Below are 17,495 nucleotides of genomic sequence, written 5' to 3' on the forward strand. Positions count from 1 at the left end.
CACGATTGCGCCCTGCCTGGGCGCAATCGCTAAAAATCACCGCCACGCTATTAATCCTCGTCTTAACTCTGTCGCTTTAACCGCTGAGGCCATAAGAGCCTATTCTTTTTCTCAGTGTGATTTTTTTGAAGGTCAGATAATGCAAACATCCTTTCATACAGAGGGGCTCGATTTTTCCCGAGCACCGGATGTGTCAGGTCCACCCTCAGATGTGCGGCGTTACAGCGCATCAGGTGAGAGCCTGGAAGCGCTAAAAGCGCGAACTACGCCGATAGACAACACTAATCCCTATACTTCTTCTCACGCCTCTTGTGCCAATGCGTTTATCGCCACCGCCATCAGCATTGAACATCGCTACGATGAGATGCAGCTGCCATTGAGGGTAAAAACAGCCGATGCCGCTCCTGCCGAAACACTTTATCAGACGGCAGCGATGGTGGCAGAAATGACCCATCCTGACGTTCTGCCCGCTACGCTGCCGTTGTTACCTTATGAGGCTGACTATCGCTGGAACGATAATCCAGAGGAAGGCGAGTTTAGCCTCCCTCTGCTGACGCTTTCGCCGCTGTATGTCAACCCGCCGATTGTCAGCGTAGAAGCCATCGATCTGATTGAGCCCAGCGTGCGTGAGCCTGAACAGCAGCCGAGAGTTGACGCAACGACCAGCGAGGTAAGTGAAGTCATCCTGAATAGCGAGTATCAACAACAGGACGATGAGATCACATTCAGCGGTGTCGCGCCTGCTGGCACATTACTCAACTTTTACATTGATGATGTGCTGGTAGGCAGCACGGAGATCGATAACGAAGGCCAGTGGCAATTTGCCGTGCCGGCCGAACTTCCTGCCGCTCAGCATATCTTCAGTGCAGTACCCATTGGTCCGCAAGGCATCCCTGGTGACAAAATCGATGTGCCATTTGTCATTCGCTCAAAAATCGGGGCGATTCTCATGCCGATCGATGAGAGTGAGCTGGAGATGATTGATAACGCCTTAATCGAGTTGGTGACACAACTAGATGAAATGCCGGTGACCTTAGCGCCGCTGGTATTAACTGAAGGGTTGCTCGACAACTGGCAAATGCAGAATGGATTAGATCTGTTTGAACCTTTGCATCATGCGGATATCTTCGATTTAGATGCATTGGGGAATGCCAGCGTCATCTGGCATTAAGCCGCAAAACAAAAACCAGACTGATAGCAGTCTGGTTTTTTTAACGTAATAAATATTTACATTTATTGACGTTCGGCGCAGAGATTACTCTTTGTGACTGACGCGTTCAGCAGGCACTTCTTCAACGCTGCTTTTAGGTGCGCCGGATTCATCATCTTTCATGGCTTTCTTGAAGCCTTTGATTGCGGAACCCAGATCGCCACCCAGTGAACGTAACTTATTGGTGCCAAAAAGCAGTACGATGAGAGCACCGATGATCAGCAGTTTGGCAATACTGATACCTTCCATAATTTACCTTTCAACCATTGTGAAAAACGGACCCGACTATTAACGCGCAGTTTATAGCCGGCCTCAACTGCAATCTGTAACAGAGTGAGACCGCTGGCTCAGATAAAGCGGCTAAGAAACGCCTGCGTACGAGGATGCTGCGGGTTACCAATCACCTGTTCCGGACTGCCCTGCTCCACCACCACGCCACCATCCATAAACACCACCCGATCGGCCGCTTCGCGCGCAAAACCAATTTCGTGTGTCACCACAATCATCGTCAATCCCTGGTCGGCCAGCGTGCGCATGGTGGCCAGCACTTCGCCAACTAATTCAGGGTCGAGCGCCGAAGTCGGTTCGTCAAACAACATCAGGGCGGGTTTTATCGCCAGCGCACGCGCAATGGCCACACGCTGCTGCTGGCCACCCGAAAGGTGACGCGGCCAGGCATCGGCTTTATCGCTGAGTCCGACGGTCGCCAGCAGTTCATGCGCATGCCTGAGCGCATCCTGACGCGGAAATTTGTGTACGCCAATCGGCGCTTCGATGATGTTTTGCAACACCGTCATGTGCGGATAGAGGTTGAACTGTTGGAACACCATGCCGATTTTCTGGCGCTGATGCGCAATTTTACGCGCCGACAGACGATGTAAAATTCCGCGTTTAAGTTCGTAGCCGATCTGATCCTCGCCGACCATTATCGAACCGGCATTCATATCTTCCAGATGATTGATGCAGCGCAGAAAGGTCGATTTTCCTGAACCAGAGGGTCCCAAAATCACCACCACTTCACCGGGAAACACATCGAGATCGATACCTTTTAGTACTTCATTGTCGCCGTAACTCTTCTGCACATTGCGCGCGCGTACCAGCGGCTGAACCTCACTCATACATCCTCCTTCAGACGGTGCGCAACGGCAGGTGCTTGATCGTTGGCAGCTACGCGACGTTTATTCACCACCGTGCGCGTCGTACCGCGCGCGTAGTAGCGCTCAATCGCGGACTGGCCAACGTTGAGGATCGAGGTGATAAACAGGTACCAAATCACCGCGACCATCAGCATCGGGATAATTTCAAAGGTACGGTTATAGACCGCCTGCACTGAGTACAACAGATCGCCCATGGCAATCACGCTCACCAGCGAAGTGGCCTTGATCATGCTGATCAACTGATTGCCGGTTGGCGGGATGATCGAACGCATCGCCTGCGGAATAATCACCCGACGCAGCGCGCGGCTGCGGCTCATGCCAAACGCCTGGGTGGTTTCCACCTGGCCGTTATCCACTGACAGTAATCCAGCACGAATAATCTCTGCCATATAGGCGGCTTCATTGAGCGCTAATCCGGCAATTGCAGCGGTGAGCGGTGTAATCAGATCGTTGGTATTCCAGCTGGCAAAGGTGATATCCGTCCACGGAAGGGTGATCGACAGCGTTGGAAACAGCGTCGAGAGGTTGTACCAAAAGATCAGCTGCACCAGCAGCGGTGTGCCACGGAAAAACCAGATGTAGAGCGATGATAAACCGCTCAACAATCTGTTTTCAGACAGCCGCCACACGCCAAGCAGAAGCCCCAACAGCGTACCGAGGATCATCGATACTACCGTCAAGCCGAGCGTGACCTGCAGGCCCTTCATCACCGAACCTTCAGTGAACCACTGCAGCACCACATGCCACTCAAAATTGGGATTGGTCGCCACCAACCAAAGAAAGTTAGCGGCGATAACCAGCACCACAATCCATGAGATCCAGCGTCCATAAGTGGGCGCACTGCGGGCAAAAGCCACATCGCGCTGCTGCACGTCGGCCTTATCCCTGGCTCGCGAATTGTTGGTGACTGAACTCATTTTGCTGCCCCTTGCGCCAGGTTACGTCCCGGTTGCTGCAGTACGTTGCCGTCCAGTTTCCACTTCTTCATGATCGCCGTATAAGTGCCGTTGCTGAACAGCTCTTTATAGGCATCAAGCACCACATTGCCCAGCTCGGATCCTTTCGGCACCACGGTGCCCTGGAAAATATCACCAAAGCCGTTTTTCTTGCCTTTGCCCGACAGCTCCAGTTGTCCATTGGACTGTTCGATAAAGTACGTCAGCGGCGCCTGTGAGGAGAAGAAGGCATCGGAACGTTTAGAGCGCACGGCTAAAATCGATGACGGCTGATCGGTAAAAGATTGCACCACCACCGCCGGTTTGCCCGCGGCGACACAGACATCCGACTGCTTGCGAATCACCTGTTCGGCCGATCCCGCCGCCATCACCGCAATACGCTTGCCGCAGGTATCTTCCAGCCCGTTAATCTTTGACGGATTGCCTTTTTGCACGCCAAACACCACGAACTCCTGCACGAAATCGATAAAATCGACCTTCTGCTGACGATCCGGGTAATCACCAATCGGCCCAATCGCCATCTGATAACGGCCAGAATTGATACCAGTCAACACGCCCGATAGGCCGCTGACGGTGGCATGTTCAATCTTCACGCCCAGCAGCTGAGCCAGCGCTTCGGTCAGATCGGCAGAGGCGCCATCCATGGAATGCGGTCCATTGACGATCTCATATGGCGGAAAGGATCCATTGTTTACCGAGATCATCTTTCCACTGCTCTTGATCTCCGCAGGCAGACGATCGTGCAGAGCCTGGTCTACTTTCTGCGTGGGAATCGCATCAGCTGCCTGAGCGAAACAGGCCGTCAGGCCCAATGACAGCGCGATGGCGGTAGCAATAGTTTTCATCAGTTAGATTCCCCAGCAATCAACGTGTTTTAAGTTCAGGACGAGCAAAACAGCGATTTTCCAGCACCGGCAGCACGCTGCGCGCATAGGCAATGCGCTGCGGATCGAGATCGGCAAACACCAGCGCGGCCGATTCAGGCGCTTTGGCAATCGCTACGCCCAGCGGATCGATCACCAAGCTGTTACCAATATTGCGCGGGCCGCACTCGCCAACCGCCACCATATAGCAGGTGTTTTCCAGCGCGCGCGCCGTGGTCAGCAGCTCCCAATGCATCTCTTTTAGCGGGCCTTTCACCCACGCCGCGGGCAGCACCAGCACATCCGCGCCATCCAGCACTAAACGACGCGCCAGCTCCGGGAAGCGCACGTCATAGCAGGTCATCAGGCCCACTTTCATGCCTGCCACCTCGACCAGCGGCGGAATCTCATGCCCGGGATTGACGCGCTGCGACTCTTGCATGGCGAAGGCATCGTAAAGGTGCAGTTTCACGTACTCCGCGATGATTTCACCGTTGCGAATGGCGATCAGTACATTGAGCGCCTTCTCGCCTGCAGTTGGCACGTGCACGCTCATCATGGTGGTCAGGTTGTTACCTTTGCTGACGGCCAGCAGCTGCGTGACGAATGGGCCGTCAAGCGGCTGCGCGGCTTTCAGTACTAAATCGGGATCGGCGATATCACGCGCCAGCACGCCTTCCGGCAAAACCAGCAGATCTGCGCCGCCCAACAGCGCCTGCTGCATCAGTCCGATGCAAATATCGGTGTTTTCCTGCCATTCACGGCTGACGGCAAATTGCCCCATTGCTACTTTCATCTTTTACTCTCCTTGCGCCGCTGCCGGGAAAATTGCTTCCGGCGTCAGCAATGTTTGGGTTAAACCTTGCTGGAACAGCTCATTAGCAAAGTCGGCAATCATCTTTTTGTTAGCGGTAAAGCCGTTATGATTCCAGTTGGCGGGTAATTCCTGCGCGGTGCGTCGCAAATCATCCAGCAGCCACGGCGTCGTGTCGGCATATTTCTCGCGCTTCTTCATCCACATCTGGTAGGAACGATCGATGATTTCGCTTAGCGCCTGCGGCAGCCACGGATGCGCTTCTGCCAGCGCAGGCTTGATCGCCAGGATATGAATGCCCGGCACATAACCGACGCGATTGAAGTAGTCGCGTTCAGCGCCAGCGAAATCGACCTGCAGCTGGCGCAATCCAGAATCGGCGAGGAAAAAGCCTTCCGGCATAAATGGCGTAAACACCGCATCCAGCTCCCCGGCTTTCAGCAGTTCGATCAGTGGACGTTCACCTGGCGCCGGTTCAATACGGCCCGGACGACCAAAACCGGCCAAACGATCAACAATCGGATGATCCGCGGTTAAACGACCGGCAAACCAGTACGCATCATCGATCTCCACGCCCGCTTCACGTAACACGGTGCGCGTCCAAGTATTGCCCGAATCCTGCCAGCCGGTCACGCCAATCTTTTTGCCTTTCAGCTGTGCCGGTGAAGTGATTGGGCTATCGGCGCGGGTGATGATGCAGCGCTGACGGAAACCGCGCATCAGAAAGTGTGGCAGGCCTAACAGCGAGGTGTCACCTTTCGCCCGCGCCTGAGCAAATCGACTAAACGATACTTCGCCCGCATCGTATTGCTCGCTCGTCGCCAGGTTATCCACCAGAGTGCCGACGCGATCGATCTCCAGCGCAAAACCTTCCGGCTTGATATCGCCAAGCGCCAGCGGGGTGAAGTAATCCCAGTCACGCACCGCCAGTCTGATGGTAATCATAGTTATGCCTTCCTCGTCTGTTCTGCCAGCCCTGTGGCTGTGATTATTTATGCAGCAAATAGTGCTTGAATTTGAGTCTAAAACGCGAATACTAATCTGAACAATCTATTATTTGTTACTGAACAAAGGATTTTCTTATGACGCAAAGTGTGGATTTGGACTGGCTCAGTCAGCAAATTACTGACGCTTCGGTGAAAGGCATCACGCATGCGGCATCAACCCTGATTCGCGACGGACAGATTGCTGTTGGCATGCAAATGCCCGCGGTGCGCGAGCTGGCGGAGCGATTAGGTGTGAGTCCGGCCACCGTTTCCGCCGCCTGGTCACAGCTGAAAAAGCAGAAAGTGCTGGCGGGAAAAGGTCGCAGCGGCGTGTGGGTTAGCGGTAATAGCGTGATGCCGCGGCCGATTCGTTTCGAGAAAATTGGGAATTACGGTGAGAATGTTCAGGCATCACTGGCGATGGCCTCGCCCGATCCGTCATTGCTACCCGATTTGCGCCAGGCGATGCTGGCAGGCATTGCTTCTCCGCAATTGAATAGCTATCAGCGCGAGGCCATTTCACCTCAATTGCAGGATGCACTGACACCGCGCTGGCCCTATCCTGCCGAAGCCTGGCTAGCCACCGACGGCGGGTTTGATGCGATGAATCTCATCGTGCAAACCCTGCTTTCGCCAGGCGATCGTGTCGTCATCGAAGATCCGACGGCCACGCGTCTGCTGGATATTCTGGACAATATTGGTGCCGAGATTTTGCCACTTCCGTGCGATGAACAAGGCCCGATCCCCACCGCACTGGCCACGCTGATGCAGAAATCACCGGCGATGTTTATCTATCAGCCGCGTACGCATTCAGCCACCGGCCACAGCGTTAGCCAACGACGCAGCGCGGAATTAGCCCGCGTGCTGGCCAACAGCAACACCATTATCGTCGAGGATGATGGCATTGGCGATTTGTCGCGCTGGCCAGTATGGAGCCTTGGCTTCCACTATCCGCAACGTGTGCTGCATGTGCATTCGTTCTCCAAAGCCTATGGCCCGGATTTGCGCCTGGCAGTGTTATCCGCCACCTCAGAAATGGTTCAACGCCTGCAAGCCTGGCGTAACTTCGGCGTGAGCTGGACCAGCCGTATTTTGCAGGATGCCGTGGCGTGGATGCTTAACGATGAAGATACCCAGCAACGTATTCAGCACGCCAAAGCGACTTATGCGCAGCGTCGCCATTTGTTGCTGGCCGCCCTGGCGAAACGCGGTCTGCAGTTAGATGAGCGTGATGGATTGAGCGTGTGGATTCCAGTGGAATCCGAGCAATACGCCATGATCACGCTAGCCGCGCGCGGTATCGCCGTGCTGCCAGGAGAACGCTGTAGCATTAACAGCCGGCAATTCATTCGCGTCAGCGCGGCGCTGCTGCCTTTTGCCCAGCTCGACAGCATCGCCGATGCCATTGTGATTGCTAGCGGACGTGAGCTTAACCTTAGCTCAGAGCTTTGATGTGATAGCGCGGTGACTCCACATAGCCTTCCCGCGCATAAAACTGGTTGGCTTTAAGACGCGATGAGTGGCAGTGCACTTCCATACGATCACACCCGCGTGAACGCGCCAGCTGTTCAGCATGATTCAACAACTGCTGCCCACTGCCCTTGCTGCGCTCGCCTTCGGCAATGCAGAAATAGCTGATACGGGCAAAATCGCCCGCCAATGCCAGTTGCGGAATAAAGTGTAATGACAGAAAACCCAGCACCTGGCTGCCGTGTTCCGCCACGAGCAGTATTTCATCTGGATGGTTACAAAGCTGAGCCAAACGCGTATCGATAAATCCTTCCATTGCGCTGTATCCCAATTCGGTTAACAGCGCACTCAAGGCAAAACTGTCTTTTGCCTGTGCCTGACGTATATTCATCCTGCCTCCTCACTTTTCCCTGAGCAGTTATATAGCGTTGCCGGACAAAAATCTGCAAGTAAGGATTGTTGTAGGGATGTTACGCAAGCTATCTGTGAGATATGCCGCAGAATCTGCCTTGTCACGAGAATGTCATGGCGGCTTAAGGCGGGCTTAATCTGTCGTTGTCATGCTGAGGAAAATGAACTTCTGAGGCCGATAAAGTGAAAGATTTGATACCGCGTTCATTCGATGAGTTGATGGCGATGAGTTTAACCACGTTTGCTGTTATCGCCTGGATACTTGTTTGGTGGCATGCTTAAAAAAAGAATAAAAAAAACCCGCCAGAAGGCGGGTTTTCAGAATTCGAACTGTTAAATTACAGTGCGATAACGTTAGCAGCTGATGGGCCTTTAGCGCCGTCAGTGATTTCGAACTCAACGCGTTGACCTTCAGCCAGAGTTTTGAAACCGTTGCTGTTGATTGCAGAGAAATGTACGAATACATCTTTGCTGCCATCTTCTGGAGTAATGAAACCGAAGCCTTTCGACTCATTAAACCACTTTACGTTACCTTTGATCTTAGACATCTATATTACCTTTACATGAAAAAAGGACACTAAACTGTGTCGACGTCTAGTACAGCAATTGCGGTGACATTTGTCCAGTGCGATTTGATGAAAAAGTGATAAATATTGATTTTTTGCATACTGATCACACTTTCTGCACGGCGCTAACGCTTAAAACTCAAATCTCAACCAGGCAAAATAGACATTACCGTTATTGTAAGTACCGGGAATGTAAGTCATTTGGAAAGTAGCTGGACCATATCCAATTGATGCTAAAGGTAAAATCAAGGGAACAGGAATATATCGCCAGTTGTCCCTTGCCGTCACGCCCGCCGTATAACCTGCACCTACGTGAAAATTCTGATCGTTTAACGGTCGCCAGGTCGCTTCCCAGCCGTAACCGCCTATCGGCTCCCATTTGTTAAATGAGTCCTTAAACGCCATCAGATACAGGCCGTTCCAGTTACCTTTCTCGTCCCAGCGCGATACGCCTGCACCAGCACCCCACGGCCGCTCGTTGTACTTGTCGATGTGCTCATCGTCATAAGTCCAGCGGTTATGCCAGGTTATGGCGGGCAGATAAAAATCGTAGTTCTGTGGTTGCGACCAGGTTTTAGAAACGTTGTCGCTAAAGGTATTCCAGCCAGATTTGATGGCTTGTGATGCTGTTACCGCTGATGCTGAAAAGGTGACCGAAGAGGTCAAAATGCAGCTCAATAACGCTGCAGAAAAGTGCCGATTCACAACAATATTTCCCATTAAGTCATGCAGAAAACGACAGTGAGCAATAAGCAATCATTACACGCTTATCAACTCCCGCGTTTTAAGGTTATTAGCGAAAAGTGTATTAAAAAAACGGCGCAATCACTCCAGGCCGATTCTTGGTTGTTTACTGATTGAGTGGTCAATTTTACCTCAATCAGCAGACAGGATTCGAAATGGCGGGTAAACAGGTAGGTCACGCAGGGATATATACAAAAAATGCAAACATGCAGTGATGATAACTTTTGGCAATAAGATAGCATTCAGTGACTTAGCGCTAATCATTCACTCAGGGAATAAGTTAATAAAATTTATCAATTGAACTCACCGCACGAATAAGATAAATCTCACTACTCCAGGACGGAGAGGAAAGAATTGAGATGACTATTTGCTGTAGCCGCTGCGGTTGCGCTAAATTTTTCTACACGTTGTCTGCTAGCGAAAAGGTCGATTTACCACACCATCATGGTGCCTGCTGCGCGAAGTGTTATAAGCCGCTTGATCTGCGCGATATTGTCCGTAAAAAGACAATTCCTGAGGAGGCGGTCAAATCCTATGCCGAATAAAAAATTCAGGCACCCGCAGGTGCCTGTACTTGTCAGAAAATCAGTTTAAACACACCCGTAAGCGTCAGTAACCCAACGATGAAGATGATGGCGATAACCCACAGAATTATTTTCATTGTTCGCTCCTTCAAGTATGAAAAATAACGTGTCTGCAAACCAGTATAGATGATTATTCTGCTTTCGCCGCCCACTGCGAGCATGGTCACTTGCATTTGCTGCGTTTCGCTTGCCACAAATTAATTTCTGCGAGACGGGTCGCAGCCTTCGATTTTCTTCCCCTGTGTTAACGCACTCAGCGGCTGTACGCAGTCTAAACTTACAGCGCCTGAAGAGGCCTCAATTGTTATCAATGCCTACGTAACAAGGAGATTCTTATGAGTACGATTAATACCAGCATGGGGCGTTATAGCCTAAAGGCAAAGGATTACGGCAACCACATCAGTGGCAGCATTGCCATCAACGATGAAGGGGGTACGCAACTCACCATGCAGGAGTTTGAAGAGCACTATCTTGACGATGTCGTCAACAATGTCATTTATCCCATCACGGGCGGGAACCGTGAAATCACGCGTGCGTTGCGCGATCAGATGGTTAAAGCGGGCTTCGAACAGCCGCACTGAGTTTTTGGGCCACAGCTTGTGGCCCTTTGCTCAAGCATTGCTGACTTGCGGTTATCACTGTTTTCGTCGCAGGATGCGCTATTGACCATGATAAGGAGATTGACCGCGTGAGTAGCCAGCATCGTATTCCCCCTTCCCACCTTCATCAGTTTGTCCAAGCCATTTGGCTCCATGCAGGCAGCAGCGCGGAAGAAGCGCAATTGGTTGCTGATCACTTAGTTGCCGCAAACCTGGCTGGCCATGATTCACACGGCGTCGGCATGATTCCCAGCTATATGAATTCACTGGCACAAGGTTTTCTGCAGCTTAATCAACATGCCACCCTCGAAAAAGATGCCGGCGCCGTATTAACGCTGCACGGTCATAACGGTTTTGGCCAGGTTGCGGCCTTTGAGGCGATGCAGCTCGGCATCGAACGAGCCGCTAAGTTAGGTATTGCAGCGGTGGGGTTACACCATTCCCACCATATTGGCCGCATCGGTCATTGGGCGGAACAGTGTGCCGCAGCCGGTTTTGTCTCTTTTCACTTCGTCAACGTTATGGGCGATCCGATGGTGGCACCGTTTAACGGCAGCGATCGCCGTTTTGGCACCAATCCGTTCTGTGCCATTTTCCCACGTCGTAATGCCACACCGCTGCTGCTGGATTTCGCCACCAGCGGTATCGCCTTCGGTAAAACGCGGGTGGCGTGGAATAAACAGCAGCAGGTTGCGCCAGGTTATCTCATTGATCATCAGGGCCAACCCACTACCGAACCCGGCGTGATGCATCAGGAACCGTACGGTTCGCTGATGCCATTTGGGCTGCACAAAGGCTATGCGCTGGCAACTCTATGCGAAATTCTTGGCGGAGCGCTGTCCGGCGGCCGCACCACGCATGATGCAACACTGGTTACCAGCCACGATGCCATTTTTAACTGCATGACCACCATCATTGTTAATCCGGATGCTTTTGACGCGCCGGCGATGCAGGAAGAAGCGGAATCATTCCTTGATTGGGTGAAACAGTCACCGCAAAACGGCGATGCTCCCATTCAGGTACCGGGCGAGTGGGAAGAGCAAAACAGAGTGACGCGCGGCCGCGACGGCATTCCACTGGATAGCAACAGCTGGGAGCAAATTTGCCAGGCAGCGCGGCAAGCAGGCATGCCGCCCGAAGAACTTGCGGCGTTCCGCGCGCTAACGCAGTAAACCGCAAACGGCTGAGGCAGAGCGCCTCAGCCTTAAGATTTAGATAACGCTGGCGAGCAGCAAACACCCCACCAGCCCGCACACTGAAATGATGGTTTCCAGTGCGGACCATGAGCGGAAGGTTTCGCCGATAGTCAGGTTGAAGTACTCCTTAAACAACCAGAAGCCCGGATCGTTAACGTGAGAGAAAATCACGCTGCCGGAACCCACCGCAATCACCATCAACTCGGGGCTGGCACCGCTGGTAACGATCAGCGGTGCGACGATCCCGCCTGCGGTAATCGCTGCCACGGTAGCCGAACCCAACGCAATACGCAGCACGGCAGCAATCGACCACGCCATGAAGATTGGTGAAAGGTTGGTTTCATGCATCATATTAGCGATATATTTGTCGACGCCGCTGTCCACCAGCACCTGCTTAAACGCCCCGCCGCCGCCAATGATCAGCAGCATCATCGCGATGATTTTAATCGAATCGGTAATGGTGCCCATCACCTCATCCATGCTGCGTCCACGGTTCAACCCGAACGTGAAGATAGCAATCAGCACCGCAATCAGGGTGGCCATGATCGGATCACCAAAGAACTCCGCGTACGGCAGCAGCACGTGACCTTTCGGCAGCAGCATCTCTGCCACCGCGCGTAACGCCATCAGCACTACCGGCACCAATGCGGTCCAGACGCTAACGCCAAAGCCCGGCATCTCTGCTTCAGTAAAGGTTTTGGGATTCCACAAGCCTTCCGGGATCGGCTTATCGATGCTCTTCAGGAAACGCGCATAAACCGGACCAGCGAGAATAACCGTGGGAATGCCCAGCAGCGTACCGTACAGCAGCGTTTTACCCATATCAGCGTTGAACAAGGTGGCAATCGCCGTTGGGCCCGGATGCGGTGGCAGAAAACCGTGCGTTACCGAAAGCGCGGCGGCCATGGGCACACCAACGTACAGCAGTGGCACCCGTGCGGAGGCGGCGATACTGAATACCAGCGGCAGCATCAGGACAAAGCCCACTTCATAGAACAGCGCAAAGCCCACGGTGAAACCGGTCAATACCAGCGCCCACTGAATATGCTTCTCGCCAAATTTCGCGATCAGCGTGGTAGCAATACGCTGCGCCCCGCCACAATCCGCCAGCAATTTACCCAGCATCGCGCCGAAACCCATGATCAGCGCGAGGCTGCCCAGCGTGCCGCCAACACCGGTTTTAATCGAGATGATAACTTTATTGACCGGCATGCCCTGCATCACGCCCACGGCCAGCGCTACCAGAATCAGCGCAATAAATCCGTTCAGTTTGAAACGGATCATCAGCAGCAGCAGTAACGCTACGCCAATCGCCACATAGAGTAATGGCATAATTTTTCTCCACTTTTGCGCGCGGTGAGATACCGGCAGCGGTTTGTTATGGTTATCCCAGAGGACATAAGATTCAGCAGCATGCGGAACAGGAACCTCCCCATTCCGACGATGTTACGGGTATCATGTTAAGGGTAACATTGGGCATAAAGCACCTGGCGCAGCGGCGGAATTTCTGTTTTGCGAAGGTGATCAACTTTTTGCCTGAGGGTTATCAGAATGTTTGCAGCAGGAGTGTCACGGCTTTTGGTTACACTAAGGTCTTTACGCCAAACAAGAAGGATGTGCAGGTGAGTGAGAATCTGATCGAGTTGTACAGTAATCAACAAACCCTGTTTGGTCGCGGCAGTATTGACCAGTTAATTCCGCTGCTGGCGGCCAATACCCAGCCGACGCTACTGTTTTGTGGCCGCTCATTTCTGAATGGTCCTGCCTGGGCGCGTTTAGGGAACGCGCTCAACGATCAGATCATCGGTTATGAGATCGTCAGCCATGAAGCCTCGCCGGATGAGATCGATGGCTGGGTGCGGCGCTGGCGCGGCCATGTTGATCGTGTGGTAGCGATTGGCGGCGGCAGCGTACTGGATGCCGCCAAAGCTTTCAGCGCCATGATGCAGCATCCGCTCAGCACCGCACGCTATCTGGAGAAAGTGGGCGATACGCCGGTACAAGCCGTGACCCTGCCGCTGATCGCCATCCCCACCACGGCAGGCACCGGTAGCGAAGCCACGCAAAACGCGGTGGTGACCGATCAGCAACACATTCAGGTCAAAGCTTCGCTGCGCCATCCGGTATTTGTGCCGCAGGTGGCGATTCTCGATCCCGACCTGCTGAAAGGCGCGCCGGACAGCGTGCTGGCAACCTGCGCGATCGATGCCTTCACCCACTTATTCGAAGCTTACCTGTCGCGCAAAGGCAACCTGTTCACTCAGCAAACCGCGCTCAACGGTCTGCAGCTGTTCTTCAAAGCGTGGCCGGATTTAAATTGTGAAGATGGGCGTGGTGATGCCGCGCGCGAAGCGATGATGATGGCATCCTGGTTAGGCGGCGTATGTCTAAGCAGCGCCGGATTAGGCGTGATCCACGGAATTGCCGGCGAACTGGGGGCTATCAAACCCTTCCATCACGGTGAAGTGTGTGGCCGTTTGCTGTTCCCGTTCCTCGATGTGCTGGCAGAAACCGAACATGCCGAGCAGCAACGTTTGATGGCACAACTCGGTCAACAGCTGCTGCCGGACGATCCCGCCCCGCCTGCCTTAGCGCTGAAAGCGTGGATCCAGCAGCACGCCATTGTGCCCTTCTGGCTGGACGGTCCCACGCTGTCAGCCACCGACGTTGACTGGATTGTCGCACGCGCCAACAGCAAAAACGGTTGGGTTAGCTACGATGCACCAACGTTAACCGAGATGATCACCGCCGCCTGGCGCATCGTTTAAGTGTGAGCGGGCAGCCTAAGCCGCCCGCTGCGCGATAAGCCGCTACGCTGAGATATTGAACGGCGGTTTACCGGCCAGCATCTGCTCAATCACCTGTAACACACCCTCTTCATTGTTGCTGGGCGCTGCAAAGCGTGCGGCGTCTTTCACCTTTTGCGGCGCGTTGGCCATGGCAAAACTAAAGCCGGACTGCTGCAACATTTCGAGATCGTTTCCGCCGTCGCCAAACACCAGAATTTCACTGCGATCGATGCCCCAGCGTTGGCCCAGCAGGTCGAGGCCGTGACCTTTATGGTTGCCCGGCACAATCAAATCCACTGAACCGTGACCGCTGGAGGTTGCCGCTGCGGCGCCGTGATGCAGCCGTTCGATGTCCGCCATCAGCGGTTCAACATAATCATCCGACAGATTGAGCGCGAACTTAAACAGCTTATCGTCTGCCACCTCATCCAGGCTGCGGATAGCCTTCAGGCGATGGCAATAGTGACGCATCTTCACCAGCCATTTTTCATCGAGGCCTTCGAAGTAGTAGGCACTTTCGCGTCCGCACAGAATGTAGCGCAACTCGGGATAATTGCCGTTGTGTAACGTATCCAGCACCGCATCAATGTCCTGGCGAGAGAACGAACCACAGAACAACTCTTCATCGCGATCGATAATCCATGCGCCATTTTCCGCCACGAAGGCAATCTCGCTGGCGATATCGGGGAAGAAGGATTTGAGTTGGTAATATTGGTTACCGCTGGCTACCACAAATTTGATGCCACGCTGTTTCATTTGCTGATAGCAGGCGTGAAAACGCGCGCGATTAAACTGTTTTTTGTCGTCGAGGAAGGTGCCGTCTTTATCCACCGCCACCATTTTTACCACGGTCATCATCACTCCTTAACGTATTGAAAGGAAAAACGGGTCGTAGTGAGGATAACCTGGTGAGCGGATAAAGCGGAGAGAAACACGGATGGCCGCTGCCATCCGTGAGGGGAAATTAGTTAAAGCCGCCGTTGAGCAGAATCGCCGTGACGATACCGGTTGCTGCGGCCACCAGCACATAATTACCGTCAATGTTGGCCCAATGCTCACCACGTGGTGGTTCATATAAACCGCGATCGCGCCAGTCATCTACGCGATAGTGCGGGCCACGAAACTCCGGCGGTGCCGGATAGCCGCGGCGGAAATCATGGCCGCCCCAGGCGAAACGATCGCCGCCATGATGACCTTCCGGCATACGGTGGTCGGCATAACGGTCGTGACGATCCGGGCCAGGTCCGCGATCGTGACGGTCGCCGCGGTCGTGATTATTGCCGCGATCCGGTCCACGGTCACCGCCATGATCCGGGCCGCGTCCATGATCCTGATGCTGATCGCCGCCGTGCGACTGCCAGCGCTGATCCCCCGGGCCATCCGCCCACGAGGTGCCTGAAAACAGTGTGCTGCATGCAATAAGTGACGCAATAAGAGTGAGCGTTGTTTTTTTCATGGTGTTGCCTCCAATGATAACGGCGGTTACGCTGCCGTTGAGCATTACTATTGATTAAATGGAGACAGAAAAGCATTTCCAAAACTCTTAAAAACCCGATACTTACAGGAAATTACGCCAAATTATCACTTTCTTAACGATTGTGTATTTTCTGACATTAACGGGATCGAAGGCACGTGACAGCGTTTATTGGTGGCAGGCCAGGAAATAAAAGAAAAACCCGATCGCCAGGATCGGGAGGATAATTCAATTTCCATAAATAACATCAAGAGGGTAAACCCTACAAAGTTGAGGGTAAAACTGAAGCACACAACGCCACATCACTAGCATTGCCGATAAACAATACCATTTAAATGTGAAACTTTCTTTGGAAAAGCGCTGTTTTTCAGAAAAATACGCAAAAATTAATCGTCAGGAAAAAATAAAATTTTTCGCAACGTTGTTTCAATATAAATAAGGTCTGTGCTCTGACCAGAACGCAACGCAGATAAAAAATCGCGCTATAAGATGACATAGAGACCATCACCCCAATCAATAAAAATCATAATTATCAATAAAATGAACAGAATACTCATGTTAAAAACGTTGATTTACCGATCAGAGTTCAGCGTTATTCACCATTCCCCCCGCTATTAATACGATAACATCACCTGCGCGCCCCATTAATACACGACAGTGATTAATACTGCGCTCAATATTACGTTTGTTACGTAACGCTTTAATACTACGGTTTTGCCAGCGCCGTTATTTAAGGAAAACGTTTACATGGAAAAAATATTAGTTAGCGCCTGTCTTATGGGGTATGCAGTGCGCTATAACGCCAGCGATAAAGCGCTGGTCTCAGCAACGTTAGCGCGCTGGCGCAGCGAACAGCGGCTGGTAATTCACTGTCCGGAGTTGGCGGCCGGTTTACACACGCCACGTTTACCGGCCGAAATTGCCGGTGGCAGCGCGGAACAGGTGCTTACCGGCGCGGCGCGCATCATTGAATCCGATGGCCGGGATGTCACGCAGCATTACGTATTAGCCGCATGGTTAGCGCTGCGCGCGGCGCAAGAGGCACACTGCCGTTTTGCTCTGCTCACCGATGGCAGCCCAACCTGCGGCAGTCAGCAGGTTTATAACGGCAGTTTTAGCGGCCAACGGCAATCCGGTCGAGGCGTTGCTGCCGCATTGCTCCTGCAGCACGGCATCGAAGTGTTTGCCGAATCACAGCTGACCGCGTTGATTCAACGTGTGGCGGAGGCGGATAAATGTCGCGTGGTTGATGCGGGATGACGCGCTAACGCCGCCGCCGGTCGAATCGGTCGTCGCACCAGTTCACCGCTGCAGTTCGGACAGCGCTGCGCCAGCGAGCCTTCCGCACAAGTGACACAGAAGGTGCATTCGAATGAGCAAATGCGCGCATCGGGCGACTCCGGCGGCAAATCTTTGTCGCAGCATTCGCAGTTGGGACGTAGTTCCAGCATGATTTTCCTCCTGAGATTTACAGCCACCATCATTACCGTAATCGTGACGCTGCACCAGCCAATGAACAGACATCAAGCGGACAAATTGGGACAGAGTGTGTTTGAGGCCATGTAAAGTAAAAAGACGGCAACTGTATGAATCGCCAGCGTTTGACTTGCGAACCCACACACCTACAGATTGATTGATGACGGCTATAAGCGAACCATCTTTGCTAAAAACATTAC

The 17,495-nt window shown here is 53.0% G+C and carries 20 protein-coding genes; 6 read left to right on the forward strand and 14 right to left on the reverse strand.

The genetic code is table 11. The features are described from left to right. Positions 1-190: 190 nt before the first annotated feature. Positions 191-1,171 (forward strand): hypothetical protein, encoded by a 981-nt coding sequence (locus tag WFL93_RS03825; RefSeq protein ID WP_336777270.1) that lies wholly within the window; start codon positions 191-193, stop codon positions 1,169-1,171. 84 nt (positions 1,172-1,255) lie between these two features. Here WFL93_RS03825 and tatE read toward each other — a convergent pair whose 3' ends face one another. The 6 genes from tatE to WFL93_RS03855 form a co-directional block, all read right to left on the reverse strand. Next, a complete protein-coding gene (gene tatE / locus WFL93_RS03830; protein ID WP_007890706.1) occupies positions 1,256-1,459 on the reverse strand; it encodes a twin-arginine translocase subunit TatE in 204 nt (67 codons plus the stop codon). A 98-nt stretch (positions 1,460-1,557) separates the two neighbouring features. Continuing rightward, on the reverse strand, positions 1,558-2,328 hold the full coding sequence (locus tag WFL93_RS03835) for an amino acid ABC transporter ATP-binding protein (protein ID WP_007890707.1): 771 nt from the start codon (positions 2,326-2,328) through the stop codon (positions 1,558-1,560). After that, on the reverse strand, positions 2,325-3,284 hold the full coding sequence (locus WFL93_RS03840) for an amino acid ABC transporter permease (protein WP_007890708.1): 960 nt from the start codon (positions 3,282-3,284) through the stop codon (positions 2,325-2,327). Before WFL93_RS03840 ends, WFL93_RS03835 begins: the two co-directional genes overlap by 4 nt. Further along, positions 3,281-4,168, reverse strand: coding sequence for an ABC transporter substrate-binding protein (locus tag WFL93_RS03845; protein WP_336777271.1), 888 nt, complete (start codon positions 4,166-4,168; stop codon positions 3,281-3,283). The genes WFL93_RS03840 and WFL93_RS03845 overlap by 4 nt, the downstream gene beginning before the upstream one ends. Before the next feature lie 19 nt (positions 4,169-4,187). After that, positions 4,188-4,982 carry a deaminated glutathione amidase gene (locus WFL93_RS03850; protein WP_049850886.1) on the reverse strand — a complete coding sequence of 265 codons (795 nt, stop codon included), beginning with the start codon at positions 4,980-4,982 and terminating at the stop codon, positions 4,188-4,190. A 3-nt stretch (positions 4,983-4,985) separates the two neighbouring features. Beyond that, positions 4,986-5,945, reverse strand: coding sequence for an ABC transporter substrate-binding protein (locus tag WFL93_RS03855; protein WP_180823243.1), 960 nt, complete (start codon positions 5,943-5,945; stop codon positions 4,986-4,988). Positions 5,946-6,082: 137 nt separating this feature from the next. On the opposite strand from WFL93_RS03855, the gene WFL93_RS03860 reads away from it, so the two are divergent. Further along, the gene (locus WFL93_RS03860) at positions 6,083-7,438 is read left to right on the forward strand and encodes an aminotransferase-like domain-containing protein (protein ID WP_336777272.1); all 1,356 of its coding nucleotides are present in this window, start codon (positions 6,083-6,085) and stop codon (positions 7,436-7,438) included. Here WFL93_RS03860 and WFL93_RS03865 read toward each other — a convergent pair. The 4 genes from WFL93_RS03865 to WFL93_RS03880 form a co-directional block, all read right to left on the reverse strand. Then, positions 7,422-7,847 (reverse strand): GNAT family N-acetyltransferase, encoded by a 426-nt coding sequence (locus tag WFL93_RS03865; protein WP_336777273.1) that lies wholly within the window; start codon positions 7,845-7,847, stop codon positions 7,422-7,424. The genes WFL93_RS03860 and WFL93_RS03865 overlap by 17 nt on opposite strands. Positions 7,848-8,205: 358 nt before the next feature. After that, positions 8,206-8,415, reverse strand: a complete 210-nt coding sequence (gene cspE, locus WFL93_RS03870; RefSeq protein WP_007890714.1) for a transcription antiterminator/RNA stability regulator CspE — start codon at positions 8,413-8,415, stop codon at positions 8,206-8,208. Positions 8,416-8,565: 150 nt separating this feature from the next. Further along, complete coding sequence (pagP, locus tag WFL93_RS03875; RefSeq protein ID WP_180823242.1) at positions 8,566-9,153, reverse strand: lipid IV(A) palmitoyltransferase PagP; 588 nt, start codon at positions 9,151-9,153, stop codon at positions 8,566-8,568. Positions 9,154-9,754: 601 nt separating this feature from the next. Beyond that, a complete protein-coding gene (locus tag WFL93_RS03880) occupies positions 9,755-9,955 on the reverse strand; it encodes a hypothetical protein (RefSeq protein ID WP_336777274.1) in 201 nt (66 codons plus the stop codon). Between the two features lie 141 nt (positions 9,956-10,096). Here WFL93_RS03880 and WFL93_RS03885 point away from each other — a divergent pair, with 141 nt between their 5' ends. Both WFL93_RS03885 and WFL93_RS03890 read left to right on the forward strand, forming a co-directional pair. Further along, a complete protein-coding gene (locus WFL93_RS03885) occupies positions 10,097-10,342 on the forward strand; it encodes a hypothetical protein (protein WP_007890717.1) in 246 nt (81 codons plus the stop codon). Between the two features lie 107 nt (positions 10,343-10,449). Continuing rightward, a complete protein-coding gene (locus tag WFL93_RS03890) occupies positions 10,450-11,532 on the forward strand; it encodes a malate/lactate/ureidoglycolate dehydrogenase (RefSeq protein ID WP_336777275.1) in 1,083 nt (360 codons plus the stop codon). A 39-nt stretch (positions 11,533-11,571) separates the two neighbouring features. On the opposite strand, the gene gntT is transcribed toward WFL93_RS03890, so the two are convergent. Next, positions 11,572-12,888: a gluconate transporter gene (gene gntT / locus WFL93_RS03895; protein ID WP_049850880.1), complete on the reverse strand. Its 1,317-nt coding sequence runs from the start codon at positions 12,886-12,888 to the stop codon at positions 11,572-11,574. Between the two features lie 290 nt (positions 12,889-13,178). On the opposite strand from gntT, the gene WFL93_RS03900 reads away from it, so the two are divergent. After that, the gene (locus tag WFL93_RS03900; RefSeq protein WP_336777276.1) at positions 13,179-14,324 is read left to right on the forward strand and encodes an iron-containing alcohol dehydrogenase; all 1,146 of its coding nucleotides are present in this window, start codon (positions 13,179-13,181) and stop codon (positions 14,322-14,324) included. A 42-nt stretch (positions 14,325-14,366) separates the two neighbouring features. On the opposite strand, the gene WFL93_RS03905 is transcribed toward WFL93_RS03900, so the two are convergent. Further along, entirely contained in the window at positions 14,367-15,200 is an 834-nt protein-coding gene (locus WFL93_RS03905) for a Cof-type HAD-IIB family hydrolase (RefSeq protein WP_049850878.1), read from the reverse strand. A 109-nt stretch (positions 15,201-15,309) separates the two neighbouring features. Further along, the gene (locus WFL93_RS03910) at positions 15,310-15,801 is read right to left on the reverse strand and encodes an RcnB family protein (RefSeq protein ID WP_336777277.1); all 492 of its coding nucleotides are present in this window, start codon (positions 15,799-15,801) and stop codon (positions 15,310-15,312) included. A gap of 765 nt (positions 15,802-16,566) precedes the next feature. Between WFL93_RS03910 and WFL93_RS03915 the strand changes: the two genes are divergently transcribed. After that, positions 16,567-17,079, forward strand: a complete 513-nt coding sequence (locus WFL93_RS03915; protein ID WP_180823238.1) for a DUF523 domain-containing protein — start codon at positions 16,567-16,569, stop codon at positions 17,077-17,079. Here WFL93_RS03915 and WFL93_RS03920 read toward each other — a convergent pair. Further along, complete coding sequence (locus WFL93_RS03920) at positions 17,031-17,270, reverse strand: DUF1272 domain-containing protein (protein ID WP_336777278.1); 240 nt, start codon at positions 17,268-17,270, stop codon at positions 17,031-17,033. The two genes, WFL93_RS03915 and WFL93_RS03920, sit on opposite strands and share 49 nt — an antisense overlap. Positions 17,271-17,495: the final 225 nt, after the last annotated feature.

The sequence above is a fragment of the Pantoea sp. USHLN256 genome, assembly GCF_037149875.1.
Taxonomy (GTDB): Bacteria; Pseudomonadota; Gammaproteobacteria; order Enterobacterales; family Enterobacteriaceae; genus Pantoea; species Pantoea nemavictus.

Bases quoted from the DNA above. Each gene is read 5' to 3' on its own strand.
- tatE (WP_007890706.1), bottom strand. From the start codon at position 1,459: ATGGAAGGTATCAGTATTGCCAAACTGCTGATCATCGGTGCTCTCATC.
- WFL93_RS03835 (WP_007890707.1), bottom strand. From the start codon at position 2,328: ATGAGTGAGGTTCAGCCGCTGGTACGCGCGCGCAATGTGCAGAAGAGT.
- WFL93_RS03840 (WP_007890708.1), bottom strand. From the start codon at position 3,284: ATGAGTTCAGTCACCAACAATTCGCGAGCCAGGGATAAGGCCGACGTG.
- WFL93_RS03845 (WP_336777271.1), bottom strand. From the start codon at position 4,168: ATGAAAACTATTGCTACCGCCATCGCGCTGTCATTGGGCCTGACGGCC.
- WFL93_RS03850 (WP_049850886.1), bottom strand. From the start codon at position 4,982: ATGAAAGTAGCAATGGGGCAATTTGCCGTCAGCCGTGAATGGCAGGAA.
- WFL93_RS03855 (WP_180823243.1), bottom strand. From the start codon at position 5,945: ATGATTACCATCAGACTGGCGGTGCGTGACTGGGATTACTTCACCCCG.
- WFL93_RS03860 (WP_336777272.1), top strand. From the start codon at position 6,083: ATGACGCAAAGTGTGGATTTGGACTGGCTCAGTCAGCAAATTACTGAC.
- WFL93_RS03865 (WP_336777273.1), bottom strand. From the start codon at position 7,847: ATGAATATACGTCAGGCACAGGCAAAAGACAGTTTTGCCTTGAGTGCG.
- cspE (WP_007890714.1), bottom strand. From the start codon at position 8,415: ATGTCTAAGATCAAAGGTAACGTAAAGTGGTTTAATGAGTCGAAAGGC.
- pagP (WP_180823242.1), bottom strand. From the start codon at position 9,153: ATGGGAAATATTGTTGTGAATCGGCACTTTTCTGCAGCGTTATTGAGC.
- WFL93_RS03885 (WP_007890717.1), top strand. From the start codon at position 10,097: ATGAGTACGATTAATACCAGCATGGGGCGTTATAGCCTAAAGGCAAAG.
- gntT (WP_049850880.1), bottom strand. From the start codon at position 12,888: ATGCCATTACTCTATGTGGCGATTGGCGTAGCGTTACTGCTGCTGCTG.
- WFL93_RS03905 (WP_049850878.1), bottom strand. From the start codon at position 15,200: ATGACCGTGGTAAAAATGGTGGCGGTGGATAAAGACGGCACCTTCCTC.
- WFL93_RS03910 (WP_336777277.1), bottom strand. From the start codon at position 15,801: ATGAAAAAAACAACGCTCACTCTTATTGCGTCACTTATTGCATGCAGC.
- WFL93_RS03915 (WP_180823238.1), top strand. From the start codon at position 16,567: ATGGAAAAAATATTAGTTAGCGCCTGTCTTATGGGGTATGCAGTGCGC.
- WFL93_RS03920 (WP_336777278.1), bottom strand. From the start codon at position 17,270: ATGCTGGAACTACGTCCCAACTGCGAATGCTGCGACAAAGATTTGCCG.